Origin of the sequence: Lysinibacillus boronitolerans JCM 21713 = 10a = NBRC 103108, from assembly GCF_000772935.1 — a bacterium.
GTDB classification, from domain to species: domain Bacteria; phylum Bacillota; class Bacilli; order Bacillales_A; family Planococcaceae; genus Lysinibacillus; species Lysinibacillus boronitolerans.
This window is the reverse complement of record NZ_JPVR01000078.1, coordinates 242,901-262,620: the sequence shown is the minus strand read 5'-3', so window position 1 is coordinate 262,620 and position 19,720 is coordinate 242,901. Positions and strand designations below refer to the sequence as shown.

General features: G+C 40.4%; 18 protein-coding genes and 1 pseudogene. 17 read left to right on the top strand and 2 right to left on the bottom strand.

Features of this window, described 5'->3' with window-relative positions:
- Positions 1-15 precede the first annotated feature (15 nt).
- Positions 16-678, top strand: a complete 663-nt coding sequence (yeiL, locus tag CD31_RS16775; RefSeq protein ID WP_016993644.1) for a transcriptional regulator YeiL — start codon at positions 16-18, stop codon at positions 676-678.
- Between the two features lie 127 nt (positions 679-805).
- Here yeiL and CD31_RS16770 read toward each other — a convergent pair whose 3' ends face one another.
- Positions 806-1,117 carry a hypothetical protein gene (locus tag CD31_RS16770; RefSeq protein ID WP_036079321.1) on the bottom strand — a complete coding sequence of 104 codons (312 nt, stop codon included), beginning with the start codon at positions 1,115-1,117 and terminating at the stop codon, positions 806-808.
- A gap of 284 nt (positions 1,118-1,401) precedes the next feature.
- On the opposite strand from CD31_RS16770, the gene CD31_RS16765 reads away from it, so the two are divergent.
- Positions 1,402-2,382: a diaminopimelate dehydrogenase gene (locus tag CD31_RS16765; RefSeq protein WP_036079320.1), complete on the top strand. Its 981-nt coding sequence runs from the start codon at positions 1,402-1,404 to the stop codon at positions 2,380-2,382.
- Positions 2,383-2,436: 54 nt separating this feature from the next.
- On the opposite strand, the gene CD31_RS16760 is transcribed toward CD31_RS16765, so the two are convergent.
- A complete protein-coding gene (locus CD31_RS16760) occupies positions 2,437-2,703 on the bottom strand; it encodes a hypothetical protein (RefSeq protein WP_036079319.1) in 267 nt (88 codons plus the stop codon).
- 278 nt (positions 2,704-2,981) lie between these two features.
- Here CD31_RS16760 and CD31_RS16755 point away from each other — a divergent pair, with 278 nt between their 5' ends.
- The 15 genes and pseudogenes from CD31_RS16755 to panF all read left to right on the top strand — a co-directional run bounded on the left by CD31_RS16755 (position 2,982) and on the right by panF (position 19,716).
- The gene (locus tag CD31_RS16755; protein WP_036079318.1) at positions 2,982-6,170 is read left to right on the top strand and encodes a winged helix-turn-helix domain-containing protein; all 3,189 of its coding nucleotides are present in this window, start codon (positions 2,982-2,984) and stop codon (positions 6,168-6,170) included.
- Positions 6,171-6,593: 423 nt separating this feature from the next.
- Positions 6,594-7,412, top strand: coding sequence for an alpha/beta fold hydrolase (locus CD31_RS16750; protein WP_036079317.1), 819 nt, complete (start codon positions 6,594-6,596; stop codon positions 7,410-7,412).
- Between the two features lies 1 nt (position 7,413).
- A pseudogene (locus CD31_RS16745) lies at positions 7,414-7,947 on the top strand (GNAT family N-acetyltransferase).
- A 449-nt stretch (positions 7,948-8,396) separates the two neighbouring features.
- Entirely contained in the window at positions 8,397-9,632 is a 1,236-nt protein-coding gene (locus tag CD31_RS16740) for a substrate-binding domain-containing protein (RefSeq protein WP_036079316.1), read from the top strand.
- 60 nt (positions 9,633-9,692) lie between these two features.
- On the top strand, positions 9,693-10,469 hold the full coding sequence (locus CD31_RS16735) for an ABC transporter ATP-binding protein (protein ID WP_036079315.1): 777 nt from the start codon (positions 9,693-9,695) through the stop codon (positions 10,467-10,469).
- A complete protein-coding gene (locus CD31_RS16730; protein ID WP_036079312.1) occupies positions 10,444-11,151 on the top strand; it encodes an ABC transporter ATP-binding protein in 708 nt (235 codons plus the stop codon). Before CD31_RS16735 ends, CD31_RS16730 begins: the two co-directional genes overlap by 26 nt.
- A 16-nt stretch (positions 11,152-11,167) precedes the next feature.
- A complete protein-coding gene (locus tag CD31_RS16725) occupies positions 11,168-12,040 on the top strand; it encodes a branched-chain amino acid ABC transporter permease (RefSeq protein WP_004227888.1) in 873 nt (290 codons plus the stop codon).
- Positions 12,037-13,053 (top strand): branched-chain amino acid ABC transporter permease, encoded by a 1,017-nt coding sequence (locus tag CD31_RS16720; protein WP_036079309.1) that lies wholly within the window; start codon positions 12,037-12,039, stop codon positions 13,051-13,053. The genes CD31_RS16725 and CD31_RS16720 overlap by 4 nt, the downstream gene beginning before the upstream one ends.
- Entirely contained in the window at positions 13,050-14,054 is a 1,005-nt protein-coding gene (locus CD31_RS16715) for a 3-oxoacyl-ACP synthase (RefSeq protein ID WP_036079307.1), read from the top strand. Before CD31_RS16720 ends, CD31_RS16715 begins: the two co-directional genes overlap by 4 nt.
- Before the next feature lie 12 nt (positions 14,055-14,066).
- Entirely contained in the window at positions 14,067-14,978 is a 912-nt protein-coding gene (phaZ, locus tag CD31_RS16710) for an intracellular short-chain-length polyhydroxyalkanoate depolymerase (protein ID WP_036079304.1), read from the top strand.
- Positions 14,962-15,693 (top strand): 3-oxoacyl-ACP reductase FabG, encoded by a 732-nt coding sequence (gene fabG / locus CD31_RS16705; protein ID WP_036079302.1) that lies wholly within the window; start codon positions 14,962-14,964, stop codon positions 15,691-15,693. Before phaZ ends, fabG begins: the two co-directional genes overlap by 17 nt.
- Before the next feature lie 15 nt (positions 15,694-15,708).
- Complete coding sequence (locus tag CD31_RS16700; protein WP_036079300.1) at positions 15,709-17,184, top strand: class I adenylate-forming enzyme family protein; 1,476 nt, start codon at positions 15,709-15,711, stop codon at positions 17,182-17,184.
- A gap of 65 nt (positions 17,185-17,249) precedes the next feature.
- On the top strand, positions 17,250-17,804 hold the full coding sequence (locus tag CD31_RS16695; protein ID WP_036079297.1) for a short-chain dehydrogenase: 555 nt from the start codon (positions 17,250-17,252) through the stop codon (positions 17,802-17,804).
- Between the two features lie 203 nt (positions 17,805-18,007).
- Positions 18,008-18,271: a YhdT family protein gene (locus CD31_RS16690; protein ID WP_004227902.1), complete on the top strand. Its 264-nt coding sequence runs from the start codon at positions 18,008-18,010 to the stop codon at positions 18,269-18,271.
- Positions 18,271-19,716, top strand: a complete 1,446-nt coding sequence (panF, locus tag CD31_RS16685) for a sodium/pantothenate symporter (protein WP_036079294.1) — start codon at positions 18,271-18,273, stop codon at positions 19,714-19,716. The genes CD31_RS16690 and panF overlap by 1 nt, the downstream gene beginning before the upstream one ends.
- Positions 19,717-19,720 lie beyond the last annotated feature (4 nt).

The window sequence follows — 19,720 nt, the reverse complement described above, 5'->3', positions numbered from 1 at the left end:
GAGAGAGAGAAAAAAATGCATATTTTAACAGCTGAAGCTCGTACCCATTATCTTGAAAAATATCCGATCGATGATTTTTTCTCATTTGATATCAATCCCTATTTAGAAGTCCGTCAGTTTGACAAGGGTGAGTGGATCTTCCAGGAAGGCTCCTTTCCAGACACAGTGTATTACATGATAGAAGGAAAGGCGAAGCTCTATATGACACATAAAAATGGGAAGGTTTCGCTTATTGAATACCTAGAAGCTCCTCTTTTTATGGGGGAAATTGAATTATTAAATGAGGCTAGGTATACAAAGGGGATACAAACCGTCACCAAAACAATTTGCTATTCAATTACACAGTCATGTAAGGATAAGTTACTTGCGGATGCCTTGTTTTTACGTAGACTTTGTGTATTTTTAGGGGAAAAAGCGACAAAAATGACATCTAAATATACACAAAATCAGGCCTATCCGTTGGAAAATCGCTTAGCAGCCTTTATCCAATTATCTGCCGACCAAGGTGTCTACAAGGAAAAGCATACGGAAATCTGTGAGTATTTAGGGGTCTCCTATCGCCATTTGTTATATGTCTTGGCACAGTTTTGTGAAGAGAGGATTTTGGAAAAGCGTAAGACGGGCTATCAAATTATTGATAAAACCCGTCTAGCCCAGCTTGCACAGGAAATACTATGAAAACAACCATTCCATAAAGGTTTCCTATTTTAATTTTTTCACGGTGTTTCCTATTTTTAGTTATGACAGCTAAGAAACACATGGCTACAGTTTTATAAGCTATAAATTGAAAATGGATTTGACTTCTTTAGATGAAGTCAAATCCATTTTTGTTGTATTCACTTTTTTTAATTAACCAGCGAGCGATATCCTTGCCGCTATGGTAAAAGTCCACTTCATTTACCTTGTTTTTTCGGATTGAGAGGTCAGGGATGTTTTCTAAAACGTCAAAAGGTAAAACACCGATACATAAATGATTATTTGATGGAAAATCTCCTTGCGGCTTATTGCCACTTTGTATCGCTTCACTATGCTTGTTCATTGAGTTTTGTGTCATATGGAATGCAAGTAGTTCTCCTTGTGCCAATGCAGTGCTTGATGAGTAACCAGTACCTTTCATTCAACATGCCCCCTTTTGTCGTTACATTTATTGTACAAGACTAGATGGGAAAATAGCCGTTATTTACAAGGCTTTTACAATAACTTTAAGGTTCATGGAAGATTTAGTAATTTGTAACCGTATTCATACCATTATGGAATTAAAACCATAGAAAACTGATATATATTCTTTTAAAAAAACTCATACACAAACTATTGTGAATTTTTCTAACACGAAGTATTATTGTAATTAGATTTAACGTGAAAGTTTTCACAAAGTCGCGAAATCGTTAGGAGGAATTTTTAATGAGTGCAATTCGAGTAGGTATTGTAGGATATGGAAATTTAGGACGTGGTGTGGAGTATGCCATTTCACAAAATCCAGATATGGAATTAGTAGCGGTGTTCACACGACGTGATCCTTCGACAGTAAACGTAGCAAGCAATGCGAGCGTATATTTAGTAGATGACGCTGAAAAATTCCAAAACGACATTGATGTTATGATTTTATGTGGTGGTTCTGCAACAGATTTACCAGAGCAAGGTCCACATTTTGCACAATGGTTTAATACAATTGATAGCTTCGATACACATGCGAAAATTCCTGAATTTTTCGATGCTGTAGATGCAGCGGCACAAAAATCTGGTAAAGTATCTGTTATCTCAGTTGGTTGGGATCCAGGTCTATTCTCTTTAAATCGTCTATTAGGAGAATCAGTATTACCAGTTGGTACAACATATACATTCTGGGGCGATGGCTTAAGTCAAGGCCACTCAGATGCTGTTCGTCGTATCGAAGGTGTTAAAAATGCTGTTCAATACACATTACCGATTAAAGAAGCGGTAGAGCGAGTTCGTAACGGTGAAAACCCTGAATTAACAACACGTGAAAAACATGCACGTGAATGTTGGGTTGTGCTAGAAGAAGGTGCAGATGCAACAAAGGTTGAACAAGAAATTGTCACAATGCCTAACTATTTCGATGAATATAACACAACAGTGAACTTTATTTCTGAAGATGAATTTAAAGCAAATCATACGGGTATGCCACATGGTGGTTTTGTCATTCGCAGTGGTGACAGTGGTGCAAACGATAAACAAATTCTCGAATTCTCATTAAAACTGGAAAGTAATCCAAACTTTACATCTAGCGTATTAGTGGCTTATGCACGTGCAGCACACCGTTTAAGTCAAGCGGGTGATAAAGGGGCGAAAACAGTATTTGATATCCCATTCAGCCTACTTTCGCCAAAATCAGCTGCTGAATTACGTAAAGAATTATTATAATCTTAACGAATGATCCCGATTATCATAGAGTTGATAATCGGGAATTTTTTAAGCCTAAATGTTTGCTATAGTAGGTTGCCAATGAAACGGTACAGTTGTGGAATGATGTTTTGTCCATTGTAAAAATTCATCTACATGTCGAATACCAAATTCTAAGACAGCTTGATAAATAAAAATGGAGGCGTATGGTATAGGAAGATGTAGCATTGCTTCCTTTATATCGAGAATAGCTTTTCTAGTTTCCTCTGTTAAGTGGTTTTTCATAAAGGGTACTAAGTCTTTAGAAATGGACCCTTTTTGGCTATTTGAAAATAACCACATATCAATATTCCACTCAACTTCCTCCGCTCGGTAAAGCAGTTTAAAATAATGTCCATTAAAATCGGAACTCGTAATTTATAGGCAACTGCTCCTGCTAAAAAGATTGCTAAAATTAGACGAAAAATGCAAACTAATTTCTACTTCTATTCCATAACAAAAAATAGAGGGGATTAAACCTATAAAAATACATAAAAAATATGGTAAACTGTCAATAATTTAATAATCTGAATTTTTGTAGAAATCTTTGTAACCTTACAAAATATGGAGGTTATGTTTATATGACAGCAGATATTATTATTCAATCAAAATGTATGGCCCCAAATCCATCCACGCATTGTATTAGTAGAGCAACACTAATGCGAACGTTAAAGAAAAGTCATCATCATACTTGTACTTTCTTGCATAGTGGTGCAGGGTACGGTAAAACAACCATTCTAACTCAATTTCTTGCAACCGAATCAAGTACGTTTTCTTGGTATAGTATTTCTGAAGAAGATGATAATTTATTACCCTTTTTGAGGCACCTCTTTTTTAGTATACAGCGCGTCGTACCGAATTTTGGTCATACATTTGATGGGTGGAATCAATTATCGCGCTTTCCAAAAATGGATGAGCTCAATCGATGGTATAAGCTTTTTGTCAATTGCCTCTGCAATATAGACGAGCCTCTTCTCATCGTGATTGACGACTTTCACCTAGTAGATCATGTTTTTCCTATTAATTATTTCATGGAAAAAATCATTGAATTTGCTCCACCCAGCATTCATTTTATTTTGGCTTCCAGAACACTACCCAATTGGGATATTATGAGGAAATTAAAGCTTCAAAAAAGATGGCTCGTTATAAAAGAGGATGAACTGGCATTTTCAACTGAGGAGATTGCAGTGTTTTTTGAAGAATATGTAGATGTACATTTATCCGAGGCTGAAATGAAAAAAGTATTAGAGATCACTGAAGGGTGGGCCATTAGCATTTCCTTATTGGCAGAGCAATGGCATCATGCTTCGCTAGATCATTGGCTGACGATTCCCACAAATGAGCTATTCACCTATTTATCAGAGGAAGTTTATAGTAGGATGACTGCTACTGAGCAGGAGACGATCTTAAAATTAGCGATTTTTCCTACCTTTTCTGCGGAGCTATTGGAAGCGTTTTATGGCGCTGAGATTGCGCAAATGCTGAATGCATTAACTCAGCGTCATTTATTTATCCAACCTGTGACAACAGATGGCTTCTATCGTTTTCACGCATTGTTTAGTCGATTTTTAGAAATGAAATGGCGACAGTATCCAACACAACATGCGGACCTTCATAAACAAGCAGCATTGTATTATGTAGAACATCAAAATATTCAAGCTGTCCTGTATCATGCCTTTAAAACGAATGATCATCATTTTTGCGGAGAGCTGTTACAGCTTCATGCAGAATCAATCGTACGGGCTGGTCAATTTGAATGGTTGCTCGAAAAAATCAATCGATTTAGTGCACAGGAAAAAGATAAATTTTATAAATTAAATTATTTTGAGGGTGAATGTCATCGCTACCGAGCTTATTATGAAAAAGCGAAACAATCCTATGAAAAATGTGCAATCCTCGCACAGCAGCAGCGGGATCACCTATTTATGACAAAGTCTCAAGCTGGGATAGCTCATATTTACTTAGACACCATTCAACCTGCTTTAGCAGAGCCATATCTCGAGAAAGCATTAGAGCTAGCGAAACATACACCATTGCGCAAAGAGGAATTACTAGAACTTCAACGGCAATACGCTGAAAATTTAGTGAATCTAGGGAAGGCCAAGGGTGCACAGCTCTTTATAGAGGACGTCGCATTGCCAGCGGATGTCATACAGCGAGCAAATGTTGATGTACGTGTTTTACTACGAACAGGACAACTACGGGAGGCCAAGGAGTTATTAGCGCAGCGACTTGAATTACCGCCTCAGCTTGTTTCAACCCATCGAGAAAGTGAACTGCTGGCAGCTTTCGTTTATGCACTGTTAGGTCAAGGCAAAGAAGCCTGGTATGCTGCCCAGCATGGCATTCGAAGAGGATTAAAAGAGAAGTCTATTTTCATAGAGGCGGTTGGCTATATCAGAAAGGCTCATGCCCTGCTGTTAATGGATTTCCCAGATCATTATGGGGCATGTCAAGCCTATGAAAAAGCGTTGACCCTCATGAATGCTATTAATATTTCTCGTGTGAAGGCGGAGCCATATATGGGGTTAGCCATTGTCAAACATTTGTTAGGTGATATGGTAGCGGCTAAGAAATATTTAGCACTGGGCTTACAGGAAACGGAGCAAGTTCAAGATGCTTGGATGACTGCGCTTATTCTTTTAGCAGAAGTAAAAATTATACTTTCTGAGCAAGAAATAGGGCGAGCAAAGCAATTATTAAAGAAGACACAGCAACTATTTCAGGAGTGCGGTGATCGCAATGGCTTGATGCACGTAGTATTTTATCAATCAGTAATTGCCATGCAAGAGTGTAATAAGAAGCCGTTTCAGCAGTATTTTCAACAGTTTGCACAACTAGTTGTTTCAAATGGCTATGAATACTTCTTACAAAGGCCAACGATACTGGGTCCGAGCAATCGAATGATTTTTTACGAGCTATTGCAATTTAGTCAAAAATGCCAAATGGAGCATCCGTCTATCATAGCATTGCAAAGTTATTTTCAGGTCGAGGATGGCATCAGTTATCCGCATGATGAAGTACAGATGAATCTTTTTGGGAGTTTAAATTTAATTCGTACACAACGCAAGCTGGAAGACAAAGAATGGCAACGTGATAAATCGAAGGAATTATTCGTGTACCTCTACTGTCATCGCCATCGCTTTACTCCAAAGGAAGAAATTGCACAGGCATTATGGCCCGAACGCAGTGTCGAGTCCTTAGATCGAGATTTTAAGGTGGTGTTAAATACGTTACTTAAAGTGTTGGAGCCACAACGTCATGCAAGACAAGATAGCTTTTTCATTCAGCGGAAAAATAATATGTATCAATTACAAAATCTTGCTTTTCTTCAAATTGATGTTGAACGCTTTCACTATTATTACAGCTTAGGAATGGAGGAATTTGATCCACAGCTGTCCAATGAGTGGCTCTTATTAGCGGAAGCGAGCTATACGGATGCGCTCTATGCGGAAAAAAAGCAAATCGATTGGCTAACGCAGGACCGTGAAAAGCTACAATTTTTATATATCGAAGTCTTGGAACGACTAGCACAAAATGCAACAAGACAACAGCAATATAAAAAAGCCATTTTTTTCGCAGAAAAGATGTTACGCGAAGATGCACTCTGGGAGGAAGCGTATCGCCTGCTCATGTACAGCCACTACCAACTCCAAAACCGCTCCCTGGCCTTAAAATGGTATGAAAAATGTGTCCAACAATTACAACAGGAGCTAAACACAACCCCGATGGAATCCACCATGACGGTCTATGATTTGATAATGGGTTAGCCGATGTTGTTTAGGCTAAGCGAAGTGATTCAACTGCTCCTAAGTAATATAAAAGTGCTCCTATTGAGGGGAGGACCGCTCCTAAGAGTAGACAAAGCGCTCTAACTAAGGGAAGAGCCGCTCCTAAGTAAAGATAAAGCGCTCTAACTATGAGTAGAGTCGCTCCTAAGTGAAGACAAAGCGCTCTAACTAAGGGAAGAGCCGCTCCTAAGAAAAGATAAAGCGCTCTAACTATGAGTAGAGTCGCTCCTAAGAAAAAACAAAGCGCTCTAACTATGGGTAGAGTCGCTCCTAAGTGAAGACAAAGCGCTCAAACTGAGAGTAGAGCTGCTCCTAAGTAGCGTCAAAGTGGGCAACCCGCTCCAACAGTGGCGTAGTCTATATAAACTATAAAAAAAATGTAACCTATCTGGAGGAACAACAATGCCATTTTGTCAGACGAAAAAAGCGAATATTTACTATGAAATAATTGGAACAGGGATACCTATCATCATGCTACATGGTTTTTCTCCTGATCATCGTTTGATGAAGGGCTGTATGGAGCCTGTTTTTAAAGAACGTGAAGGGTGGAAACGTATTTATCTGGATCTTCCGGGAATGGGAAAGACAACAGACTATTCATCAATTCAAAACTCGGATGAAATGCTAGAAGCGATTACCGAATTGATACACACAATCATTCCACAAGAATCGTACCTGTTGGTTGGTGAATCTTATGGTGGCTATTTAGCGCGCGGTATTATGAGGAAATCAGTGGATCAACTTTTAGGTACTGCCTTTATTTGTCCTCTCATCATTCCTGAAAAAGAACAACGTACGGTGCCACCGCATTGTATTGTACAAGCAGATACGGCTTTTTTATCAACATTAAGTCAGCAGGAGCAAGATGATTTTATGTCTCATCAAGTTGTCTTAGATGCCTATAATTGGGAGCGTTATTCAACAGAGGTGTTGGCAGGGTGTAATCTAGCGGATCAGGCATTTTTAGAAAAAATTCAGCAAAGCTACGGATTTTCCTTTGCCGTTGACGAAAAGTCCTTTGATAAGCCAAGTCTCTTTTTACTTGGTAAACAAGATTCTGTTGTTGGCTATAAGGACGCCTTTTCCATTCTAGAGAAGTTCCCCAGAGCAACCTTTGCAATCTTAGATAGTGCTGGTCACAATTTGCAGATCGAACAACCTGAATTGTTTACCGAGCTGATGAATGAATGGTTGAATCGTGTAGAGGGAGAGATGAATTAAAATGATACTTGCCAATGATATATTATTTTTAAGAGAATTCAGGCAGCAAGACTGGGTTGATGTACATAAATATGCCTCCCAGAAGATTGTTTGCAGGTATCAAACATGGGGACCGAATTCAGAAGAGGATACAAAAGAATTTATTCAGGATGCTCTCGAAGAAGCAACTCAAACACCAAGGGAAAGATATGTTTTTGCTATTATTTATCAAGATACGTTAATAGGTGCGGTCGAAATCATGATTAGGGATTTTGCAAATAAAGTCGGGGAAATTGGCTATATCATGAATCCTGATTATTGGGGAAAGGGAATAGCAACGCAGAGTGCGAAATTGGTGATGACTTTCGGCTTTGAAACATTAAAGCTCCATCGTATTTATGCAACATGCGACCCTCGAAATATTGGATCATCCAAAGTATTAGAGAAAATAGGAATGTAAAAGGAAGGAATATTACGTGAAAACATGCTAATGAAAGATGGCGTTTGGCGAGATTCATTATTGTATAGTATGTTGAAACAGGAATGGTCATCATAAAGCGTACGATTTTAGGGGTGTACAGCTATGCAGTATTCCATCTTAAATGGATATGTTGAAGGAATTTTTTTGTAAATTGGCCGAATCCGCAAACACATCTACAATTGTCGGAAAAAAGCAATTTGGATGTATCAATGCAATTAAATGTAGCTAAGAATTAGAAGCGAATTATAAGAAAAAATAAATGTGGACTCTAAAAAAGCAAGAATGTTGATTTCTAAACATTCTTGCTTTTTGTTTTGAGAAATATTGTTTAGTTGCCGTTCTGCTTCGCTATCTTGGAGGATAGAAATAGATTTGGTTTCCCACTTTTATCACTTTCGGGACAGAGCTAGGTGGCTCATATTTGAGCCATCTAGCTTGTAACTAATTTGTAACTGGACTTTTATATAGTGTTGTCATAGCAAGAAAGCGCTTTCTATGGAGCTTATTTTAAAGGGGGATATGGGATGAGGAAGCAGTGGTATTGGTTGCTTTTAGTGATGTTGGCTGTGGTGTTGGTGGCTTGTAATGGGGAAACGAAAGACGGTGCAACGGAAGCGGATTCTTCTGATGGGGAGACGAAGGCGGTTACTGCGGAAGGCGGCACAATTAAGATTGGTGTGCTTGCATCGTTAACTGGGGCGCTTGAGTCATATGGGAAGCAAACGCAGCGAGGATTTGATTTAGGAATTGAGTATGCAACAGGCGGCACGATGGAGGTCAATGGTAAGAAAATAGAAATTGTATATGAGGATACCGAAACAAAGCCAGAGGTGGCTGTGCAAAAAGCGACAAAGCTTTTAGAAGATGATCAGGTTGATTTTTTAGTCGGCTCTTCAAGCTCGGGTGATACGCTCGCTGTTCTACCACTTGCCGAGGAGTATGAAAAAATTATGGTGGTAGAGCCTGCAGTGGCTGACAGTATTACAGGTTCAGAGTTCAATGAGTATATTTTCCGTACGGGGCGTAATTCATCACAGGATGCCTATGCGGCAGCAGCGGCTATTGCAGGCAAAGGTGTAAAGATTGCTACATTTGCGCCAGATTATTCGTTTGGCTGGGATGGTGTGAATGCCTTTAAAACGGCAGCGGAGAAATTAGGGGCTGAAATTGTACTAGAGGAGTATGCCGATCCTGCGGCAACAGACTTTACTTCCAATTTGCAAAAGGTGATTGATGCGAAGCCGGACTATTTGTTTGTGGTCTGGGCGGGGGCGAATTCACCATGGAATCAAATTGCAGATCTTAAAATTCAAGAAAAGGGCATTAAAATTTCGACGGGTGCGCCAGATATTATTGCGCTTCAATTTATGAATCCATTGGTTGGGATGGAAGGCTTCTCGGTGTATTATCATACACTTCCTCAAAATGATGTCAATCAATGGTTAGTAGATGAACATCAAAAGCGTTTCAATGAAGTGCCCGACTTATTTACGCCTGGCGGCATGTCTGCGGCGATTGCGATTGTGGAGGCATTGAAACAATCAGATGGGGATGCAGACGCAAACAAGTTAATCGACGTTATGGAGGGTATGTCCTTTGAAACACCAAAAGGGACGATGACATTCCGTGAAGAGGATCACCAGGCTCTACAATCCATGTATTCGATTCGCTTAGAGCAACAAGATGGTGTGGATTATCCCGTACCAGTACTTATTCGGGAGCTTAGCCCTGAAGAAACAGCACCTCCCGTTATGAATTAAAGAATTGAGAGGCAGCATGGCTGTCTCTCTACATAAACGTGAGAAGGAAGGGAGTAGAGAATGGAGCCTATATTATATACAGATAATTTAACAATTCGTTTTGGGGGACATACGGCTGTGGATGGCGTTAATTTTCAAATGCCTGAGAAGCATTTAAAGTCCATTATTGGGCCGAATGGTGCTGGGAAAACAACCTTCTTTAATTTGATTAGTGGTGAGCTAAAGCCAACTGCGGGTGATGTTTATTTTAAAGGGCAATCACTTGCACAAAAGTCAGCCATTGAAAGAACCCGAATGGGATTGGGACGATCTTTTCAGATTACTAATGTTTTTCCAAACTTAACAGTTCTCGAAAATGTTCGTTTAGCCGTTCAATCCAGGGAGAGAATTCGGTATCAGCTATTCCGCCATTATAAAAGCTATCAGGCGATTACGGACAAAGCGGAGGAGTTATTGGCACTTGTGTTACTCGACAATAAACGAGATGCCCTGACAACAATGCTCTCCCACGGCGAGAAAAGAAAGCTTGAGATTGCCATGCTACTCGCGTTAGATACAGAAATTCTACTGCTCGATGAACCAACTGCAGGGATGTCATTAGAGGAAGTACCTACGATTTTAGAAATTATTCGAAGCATAAAACAGCAGGGGGATAAAACCATTTTGCTCATTGAACACAAAATGGATATGATTTTGGATTTATCGGATTCTATTATGGTGTTGTTCAATGGTCAACTATTAGCAGATGGCTCACCAGAGGAAATTATGAATAATGATACCGTGCAACATGCATATTTAGGAGGGCTGTACGATGACCACCTTACTGACATTAAATGAGGTGCACACGCATATTGGTCAATATCATATTTTGCAGGGCGTTAATTTTGAAGCGAAGGAGGGGCAGGTTACTGTTCTGCTCGGACGCAATGGCGCAGGAAAAACGACCACTCTGAAAACAATAATGGGTTTAACGCCTGCAACAAAGGGTGACATTGCCTTTCGCTCCCAATCAATTAAAAAAAGCCCTACCTATAAGGTGGCGAAATTAGGAATCGGCTATGTACCTGAAAATCAAGGGATTTTTGCAGATTTAACGGTAGAGGAAAACATGAAGGTAGCGATGCGCAAGGAGGATACAGCCACATTAGAGCGACAGCAATATGTGCTAGAGCTGTTTCCTGACTTAAAGAAGTTTTGGAAAAAGGCTGGTGGGCATTTATCGGGTGGTCAAAAGCAAATGCTGTCCATGGCAAGAGCCTTTATCAATGATAGCCAATTAATCTTGATAGATGAACCTTCCAAAGGACTTGCACCTATTGTGGTAGAAAAAGTGATGGAAGCGATTGTGGAAATGAAAAAGAAAACGTCCATTGTTCTAGTGGAGCAAAACTTTATAATGGCTAGTCGAATTGGTGATACCTATACATTAATCGATGATGGTAGAACAGTAAATTCAGGCAATATGCAGGATTTGATTTATGATGAAGAGCTAAAATGCAAGTATCTTGGCATTGGATAGAGGGGGGTGACTATCATTGGAGCTATTGGTCAATTTAATCATTAATGGCTTGGCCACTGGGATGTTAATTTTTCTACTAGCAGCTGGCTTGACATTAATTTTCGGTTTAATGGATGTATTAAATTTTGCACATGGTGGGTTATTTGTTTGGGGGGCCTATGCGGGCATCTTTACCTATATGTTGACAGAAAGTTTTATCGTTGGGATTATAGGCGCGATTGTGACTGGAGCGTTGCTTGGACTGCTGACAGAGAAATTCATTATTACACCTGTTTACGGCAATCATATTCAGCAAATTTTAATTACCTTAGGGCTAATGCTCGTTTTACAGGAGCTTATTAAGGTGGTCTTTGGCCCAAATGGGGTGGCAGTGAAAACACCGAGTTATTTAGCAGGAAGCTGGGAAATTGGTGATGTGATCATCATTAAATATCGTTTATTTATTATTGTCATAGGGTTTGTGATTTTTGGCATTTTCCAATACATGCTGAAGCGCACAAAGATTGGCTTGATCGTTCGTGCTGGTGTCCAGGATAAGGAAATGGCGCAGGCTCTCGGTATTCATATTAAGCGTGTTTTTTTATACGTCTTTATGGTGGGTGCAGCTTTGGCCGCACTAAGTGGAATGCTGATGGCTCCCTATTCAGGTGTGATCTATGCAGAAATGGGCATGGAGTATGCTATTTTAGGCTTTATTGTCGTGGTAATTGGCGGCATGGGTAGCTTTTCTGGCTCCTTGCTTGCAGCGATTTTAGTGGGGCTTGCAGGTAGCTTTATGGCTTATTATGTCCCTGTGCTGTCACTGGCGGTCAATATGATTTTAATGGCCATCGTTTTAATTTTCCGTCCACAGGGGCTGTTTGCGATGCGAAAGGAGCGAACATCATGAATAAGAAAATATCCTTACGCTCTTTCGCATTTTTCCTGTTACTTGCCATTTTTATTATCCTTCCTTTTGTCAATGATTCAAGAACACTACTTATTTTACTCACACAAATCTTTATATTTGGGATATTGGCAATGAGCTATGATATTTTACTAGGCTATACAGGCATCGTCTCCTTTGGGCACGCCATGTTTTTCGGCATTGGTGCCTATACAACAGCAGTCATGCTTAAGCAGATGGATAACACACTCTTGATCTTTGTACTGTCTATCGTTATTGGCATGATACTAGCAGGCTTCATTAGTTTTTTAGTAGGTTTATTGACCTTGCGCTTAAAAAGTCATTTTTTTGCGATGTTGACGCTAGCCTTCTCGGGGTTATTTTTAGTATTAGCTGAAAAGTGGCGCTCTGTCACGTATGGCAATGATGGCTTTACATTCAGAGCACCTGATCTATTTAGAGATCGAATGACCTTCTATTTCTTTGTGCTAGCAAGCTTAGTTATTATCTTTTTAGCGCTCTACCGCTTTGTTAACTCGCCGACAGGTCGTATTTTAATTGCCGTTCGTGAAAATGAACAAAGGACGAAATCCTTAGGCTTTAATACGTTGCACTACAAAGTCATTGCCTCTGTTGTGGCAGGCATTGTAGCGAGTTTTGCAGGCTCCTTATATGCAGTATCATTACGCTTCGTCAACACAAGTGTCATGGCAATGGATATTACGCTGGATGCATTGTTAATGACGATTATCGGTGGGGTTGGTACTTTAGTGGGACCGCTATTAGGCTCGGCAGTCATCGAATATGCGCAGCATGCACTGTCAGGGCTTGCACGAGATTATCCTATTTTCGAACGTTGGATTATCTTCTTTGGGATTCTCTATATTTTAGCTGTTATCTTCTTCCCAAAAGGTATTATTGGCTCACTAAGACTGCTCTTTTGGAAGTGGCGAGGAAGGCTAAAGCAACAAAAAACGACAGGTCCCCAGCCACAGGAAAAGGAGCGATTTGAATGACAGTTGGTATTGTTAGTACAGGTATTTATCTACCTCAACAAAAGATGACATCGCAGGACATTGCTGCTCTTTCCAATATTCCTGAGGATATTATCCGTCAAAAAATGGGCATCCATGAAAAGCCAATCCCTGATAAGTCTGATCATACAGTGCAAATGGGTATCTGGGCAGCACAGGAGGCGATTCAAAAGGCAAATATAGACCCCAAGGATATTGATGTTGTCATTTATATGGGGGAGGAGCATAAGGAATATCCACTCTGGACAGCCTCTATTAAAATGCAGGAGGAGCTAGGTGCAGTTAATGCTTGGGCATTTGATGTGCAATTACGCTGTGGCACAACAATCATGGCATTGAAGGTAGCGAAAAGCTTAATGGCCTCAGATGACACGATACAAACCATTCTGTTAGCAGGTGGTTATCGCAATGTTGATTTTATTGATTACAGCAATCCGCGAACGCGTTTTATGTACAATTTGGGCGCAGGTGGAGGCGCCATGTTATTACAAAAAAACTATGAAAAAAATCTGCTACTAGAGGCAGATATTATAACGGATGGTTCTTTCTCAGAGGATGTAGTCGTGCCAGTTGGAGGAACGAAAAATCCATTAACTCCATCTCATTTAACCGAAAATTTATATAAGCTTGACGTTTTGGACCCCATTGGGATGAAGGAGCGGCTAGAACAAAAATCTTTAAGTAATTTCTTGAAGGTCATTCGCAGTTCTTTAGCGAAAAGTGGATACAGTGAGGAACAGCTCAATTATTTAGCGATGCTGCATATGAAACGATCTGCACATGATTATATTTTAGCGGAGCTTGGCTTACAGCAGGAGCAGTCTATTTATTTGCAAGACTATGGACATATTGGTCAAATCGATCAAATTTTGTCTCTACAGCTAGCACAGGAGCAACATCAACTGCAAGCAGGCGATATTGTGACGCTTGTTAGTGCCGGCATTGGCTATGTATGGGGAGCTATCACAATACGTTGGGGATAAGGGGGAAATGGCATGGTAAAAACGATTCAACTAGCAAATGGAGAAACAATGGCCTATCGCAAGCGATCAGGTGGAGGTCATCCTTTAGTGTTGGTACATGGCAATATGACATCTTCTAAGCATTGGGATATTCTGATGGATGCTTTAGACGAGAAATATACCATTTACGCGCTAGATTTACGTGGTTTTGGTGAATCATCCTATCTTAAGCCAATCACTGCGATTAAAGATTTTAGTGATGATGTCAAGCTATTTGTGGATGCACTACAACTGCAAAGCTTTGATATGATTGGCTGGTCAACAGGTGGAGCTGTCTGTATGCAGTTTGCAGCAAATTATCCAGGACACTGTCAACGACTGATTTTACTTGCATCTGCTTCTACACGTGGCTATCCATTTTACACGGATTTAGGAACAGGCAATCCAGCCTCCTTTAAGCGAGCCTATCATTATGAGGAGGTATTGGTGGATACATCCAAAACAAAGCTTATTCAAGGCTTCTACGATGCAAAAAATGCGGAAGGCTTACAGTCTATATGGAATGCATTAATTTATACGCACCATCGACCAAACGAGGGAAAATATCAAGAATATGTAGAGGATATGCTTACACAGCGCAATTTAGCAGAAGTATATCATGCGCTCAATACATTTAATATAAGTGCTGTTGACAATGATGTGGTAAAAGGCTCTCGGGAGGCCATGTTGCTTCATATCCCAATTTTAGTGCTACGAGGGGATCGTGATTTGGTGATTACAGAGGAAATGAATGCAGAGTTATTACATGATTTAGGCAAAACAGCACAGTTTGTAAGCCTAAAAGATTGTGGGCATTCACCGTTGATCGATGATTTAGCACAATTAACAGCTGAAATTGAAGCCTTTTTAGAAATTGGAGGAAGACAGTATGCGTTTGAACAATAAAGTGGCTATCATTACAGGCGCTGCAAATGGTATTGGCTATGCGGCTGCTGAGCGTTTTATCGAGGAGGGGGCATCGGTGTTTATCGCCGATTTTGATGACAAAGCAGGCAATCTTGCAGCACAACAACTAGGTGAAAATGCTGTATTTATACAAGTAGATGTTGCAAGTAGAGAGAGCGTTAAACAGCTAGTGACGGCAGTGATCGAACAGGCAGGACGCATTGATATTTTAGTGAATAATGCGGGGATTACACGAGACGCCATGCTGACAAAAATGACGGAGGATCAATTTCAGCAGGTGCTAGATGTCAATTTGACAGGAGTCTTTCATTGTACACAGGAGGTCATTCCCTATATGGTGGCAGCTGGTGAAGGGAAAATTATAAATACATCCTCAGTTAGTGGGGTATATGGCAATGTTGGTCAAACCAATTATGCAGCGACAAAAGCAGCGATTGTTGGTATGACAAAAACATGGGCGAAGGAGTTAGGGCGTAAGGGCATTAATGTTAATGCAGTGGCACCTGGCTTTACAGAAACAGATATGGTCAAAAAAATGCCTGAAAATATTTTGGCTCAAATGCGATCAATCGTCCCCCTACAACGCTTAGGGACACCACGAGATATTGCCAATGCCTATTTATTTTTAGCATCTGAGGAAGCCTCCTACGTTCATGGGCATACTCTGCATGTGGATGGCGCGATTATGATGTGATTGGGGGTAGTCAAGATGTTTGTTGAGCAAGAATGGATTTTAAAACGTGCAGCTTTAACACCTCACCATATCGCCTTGATTAATCTAACGTCAAAGGAACAATGGACCTACCAGCAATTATCTGAGGAAATCGGCAAATGGAGTCAATTTTTCGAGCGGCAGCAGCTACAAAAAGGAAGTAGAGTCGCTGTTTTTGCGAGAAATCATATCCAATTGTTTGCTGTTTTATTCGCCTGTGGGCTACGTGGGCTTATTTATGTGCCGTTAAATTGGCGCTTAAGTATGGAGGAGCTAACACAAATTGTAGAGGATGCGACCCCTGCCATCCTATTATACGACGAGGCTAGTCATTGTCCCTTAGTTTTGGAAAAAATGTTTTCACTTCATGTTAGCCAGCATGAGAAGGAGATACAACCAAGTAGGCAAGACGTGGATGTGAATGATCCATGGTTAATGATTTATACAGGAGGTACGACGGGGCGTCCAAAGGGGGTAGTGCTATCCTTTCAGTCGGTTAATTGGAATGCCATGAATACAATTATTAGCTGGGGTTTACATGCTCAAGATCGGACATTAAATTATATGCCGATGTTTCATACTGGTGGCTTAAATGCTTTATGTATTCCCTTACTGATGGCGGGAGGAACCGTCATTATTGGCGATAAATTTGATGCAGAGGAGGCACTACAAGCAACGAACCAATATCAAACAACAATTTCCCTTTTTGTGCCGACGATGTATCAAGCGATGATTGCAACGAAGTATTTTCAGGAAAATCAATTTCCTTCCATGAAGGTATTTTTATCTGGCGGTGCCCCGTGCCCTCATCCTATTTACGATGCTTTTTATAATAAGGGATTATTTTTTAAAGAGGGATATGGCTTAACTGAAGCAGGGCCAAATAATTTCTATATTGACCGAGAGCGTGCCTATGCGAAAAAAGGGGCTGTCGGGAAAAGCATGCAATTCAATGAAGCGAAAATCATCAATCTTACAGGACAAAGCTGTGCACCTGGAGAAGTAGGAGAGCTATTGGTAAAAGGGAAGCATATGTTTCGCTTTTACTGGAATAACAAGCAAGAAACCGCCAATATCCTGCAAGACGGCTGGTTGAAAACAGGGGATTTAGCAATGATGGATGAGGATGGCGATTTTTATATTGTTGGGCGTAGTAAAGAAATGATTATCTCTGGTGGTGAAAATATCTATCCTCAGGAAGTAGAGCAATGTCTACTACGGCATCCAGATGTGCGGGAGGTGGCCGTAATTGGTGTTGGTGATGCCTATTGGGGTGAGATCGTGACAGCCTTTATTGTCTGTCCCCACCCAGTAGCCTCCATATTAGATGATCTTAACGAGCTATGTCATCAACAATTAGGACGTTATAAGATGCCAAAACAAATGATATTCTTAGACGAACTACCAAAAACAAGCGTTGGTAAAATCGATAAAAAGGCATTGTATAAGCTTGTCGACTCATCTATCTGTTAAGTATGATAATGACAAGGAGGACACGCTCGTCTTTCTAAAATACGAAATAAGAGAGGGACACATAAATGGCCCACGCATTAGTTATTGGTGGAACAGGGATGTTAGCTGACACATCACTTTGGTTAGTGAATAATGGCTATCATGTCTCAGTAATTGGACGTAGTGCTCATCGAATGGAAGACTTGCGAAATAGAACAAAAAATCCCTCCCTTCTAACACCGATTTTAGTTGATTATTGTGATGTCGTCTTATTAAAAGAGAAGCTAGAAGAAACACTTGCGCATAATGGGCCCATTGAATTGGTCGTTGCTTGGATTCATTCCTATGCGGACACGTCATTAGAGAACATCTCCAATGTAATTTCGATAGAGAATAACGGGGAATGGAAACTGTTTCATGTGTTGGGGAGTAAGGCGAATTTAAGTGAAGTCCAAGAGCAATTGAAGCTCCATGCTCGTACGCAATACAGGCAAATCCAGCTAGGTTTTATGATGGAAGAAGGTCATGCGAGATGGCTGACCCATGAGGAAATATCGCAAGGTGTCGTTGCTGCTATTCAACAGGATCGACCTATTCATATCGTTGGGACGCTGCAGCCTTGGGAAAAGCGACCGTTCTAACTAACTAACCTTCGTCTAATTATATGGACGAAGGTTTTTACTTATTGCCCATTATTATTAGATGTTTACATTTTTGTGAGGGATAGTTAGGTTTGTTACTTAGTATAGCAAAATCATTTCCATATAACTTATCCTTATTTACTCACATCTCTTCCCATCAGACCGACATATCAGTAAAATAGAGTAGGTTAGGGGGATTACATGTGAAAGATCAACGCTTTAAAATAGCGCATCGAGAGGCGCTAATCGGAATTGGACTCGTCCTTGTCAACTTTGCGATTTGGTTTGGCTTTGCCTATGGACTAGGTTCAGGCGATCCAAGAAATTATACGTATGTATTTGGTTTTCCTGCCTGGTTTTTCTATAGCTGTATCGCTGGGACAGGCTTTATGATCCTTCTTATCTGGATTGTGATGAAACTCTTTTTCAAAGAGGTACCATTTGATGATGAGGAGGTGGATCGCTAATGCATTGGCAAGTTGTATTTCCATTGCTATTATTTTTAATTATTATATTTGGAATTGGTATTTGGGCCAATAAGCATGTCCGCTCCTCTAATTCATTCCTACAGGAGTATTTCCTTGGTGGTCGTGAAATGGGTGGTTTTATCCTTGCGATGACGATGATTGCTACATACGGCAGTGCGAGTAGTTTTATCGGAGGACCAGGTGTGGCTTATACAAAAGGACTTGGGTGGGTATTACTGGCTATGGCTCAGCTACCAGCAGGCTATTTTGTGCTCATGATTTTAGGGAAAAAATTCGCTATTATTGCCCGTCGTTACCAGGCCATTACGTTAATCGACTTTTTACGCGAGCGCTACAAAAGCCATGTCATTGTTATTTTATCAGCCATTAGCATCATTGTTTTCTTATTTTCGGCTATGATGGCTCAATGGGTTGGGGGTGCACGCTTAATTGAGTCATTAACTGGCTTAAACTACACAGCAGCACTGTTTATTTTTGCGATTTCCGTGTTAGTATATGTGATTATTGGTGGTTTCCGTGCGGTTGCGCTAACAGATACGGTCCAAGGTTCAATTATGGTGATTGGTACAATTATTTTATTAATCGGCACCATTGTGGCAGGTGGGGGCATCGACAATATAATGGCCTCACTGGTCGCTGAAAATCCTGACTTTGTGTCCCCATTTGGCGCACAAGGAGATTTAACGCCTCTGTATGTCTCGACATTTTGGATTCTCATTGGTGTAGGGGTTGTTGGACTTCCACAAATTGCGGTTCGTGCGATGAGCTATAAGGATTCGAAAAGTATGCATCAAGCGATTCTTATTGGCACGATTGCCATAGGGACAATCATGTTTGGCATGCATTTAATTGGGGTGTTAGCCCGACCTGTCTTACCAGGCATTGAGATTGGGGATAAAGTCATGCCGCTTCTGACATTGAAGGTATTACCGCCATTTTTAGCAGGAATCGTTTTAGCTGCACCAATGGCTGCCACAATGTCAACGGTTAATGCTTTACTAATGCTTGTCAGCTCTACAGTTGTCAAAGACATCTATTTAAATTATATGAAGCCGAAAGCTAGTGATGCAGAGATTAAGCGTGCAAGCTTTGTTGTAACAACAGTCATTGGCCTAGCCGTTGTCCTCTTTGCACTCCATCCACCTGATTTATTAGTATGGTTGAACTTATTTGCCTTCGGTGGACTAGAGGCTGTCTTTATTTGGACAGTAGTCTTAGGTTTGTATTGGAAAAAAGCGAATAAATACGGAGCGATTGCGTCAATGATTTCAGGTATGTTGTTGTATATTATAATTGATCGGTTTTATCCTTCTGTCTTTGGTATGCATACAGTCACAATACCAATTGTCGCATCCTTCTTTATTTTTGTGATTGTCAGTTTGTCCACTAGTCATAAATTTAAAAACGAAAAGCTTATGATTTAACGCC

What these genes read in the sequence shown, in the direction of transcription:
- CD31_RS16765 (WP_036079320.1), top strand. Translation starts at nt 1,402, where the DNA reads ATGAGTGCAATTCGAGTAGGTATTGTAGGATATGGAAATTTAGGACGT.
- CD31_RS16750 (WP_036079317.1), top strand. Translation starts at nt 6,594, where the DNA reads ATGCCATTTTGTCAGACGAAAAAAGCGAATATTTACTATGAAATAATT.
- fabG (WP_036079302.1), top strand. Translation starts at nt 14,962, where the DNA reads ATGCGTTTGAACAATAAAGTGGCTATCATTACAGGCGCTGCAAATGGT.
- yeiL (WP_016993644.1), top strand. Translation starts at nt 16, where the DNA reads ATGCATATTTTAACAGCTGAAGCTCGTACCCATTATCTTGAAAAATAT.
- CD31_RS16760 (WP_036079319.1), bottom strand. Translation starts at nt 2,703, where the DNA reads ATGTGGTTATTTTCAAATAGCCAAAAAGGGTCCATTTCTAAAGACTTA.
- phaZ (WP_036079304.1), top strand. Translation starts at nt 14,067, where the DNA reads ATGGTAAAAACGATTCAACTAGCAAATGGAGAAACAATGGCCTATCGC.
- CD31_RS16770 (WP_036079321.1), bottom strand. Translation starts at nt 1,117, where the DNA reads ATGAAAGGTACTGGTTACTCATCAAGCACTGCATTGGCACAAGGAGAA.
- CD31_RS16735 (WP_036079315.1), top strand. Translation starts at nt 9,693, where the DNA reads ATGGAGCCTATATTATATACAGATAATTTAACAATTCGTTTTGGGGGA.
- CD31_RS16700 (WP_036079300.1), top strand. Translation starts at nt 15,709, where the DNA reads ATGTTTGTTGAGCAAGAATGGATTTTAAAACGTGCAGCTTTAACACCT.
- CD31_RS16755 (WP_036079318.1), top strand. Translation starts at nt 2,982, where the DNA reads ATGACAGCAGATATTATTATTCAATCAAAATGTATGGCCCCAAATCCA.
- CD31_RS16720 (WP_036079309.1), top strand. Translation starts at nt 12,037, where the DNA reads ATGAATAAGAAAATATCCTTACGCTCTTTCGCATTTTTCCTGTTACTT.
- CD31_RS16715 (WP_036079307.1), top strand. Translation starts at nt 13,050, where the DNA reads ATGACAGTTGGTATTGTTAGTACAGGTATTTATCTACCTCAACAAAAG.
- CD31_RS16730 (WP_036079312.1), top strand. Translation starts at nt 10,444, where the DNA reads ATGACCACCTTACTGACATTAAATGAGGTGCACACGCATATTGGTCAA.
- CD31_RS16695 (WP_036079297.1), top strand. Translation starts at nt 17,250, where the DNA reads ATGGCCCACGCATTAGTTATTGGTGGAACAGGGATGTTAGCTGACACA.
- CD31_RS16740 (WP_036079316.1), top strand. Translation starts at nt 8,397, where the DNA reads ATGAGGAAGCAGTGGTATTGGTTGCTTTTAGTGATGTTGGCTGTGGTG.
- panF (WP_036079294.1), top strand. Translation starts at nt 18,271, where the DNA reads ATGCATTGGCAAGTTGTATTTCCATTGCTATTATTTTTAATTATTATA.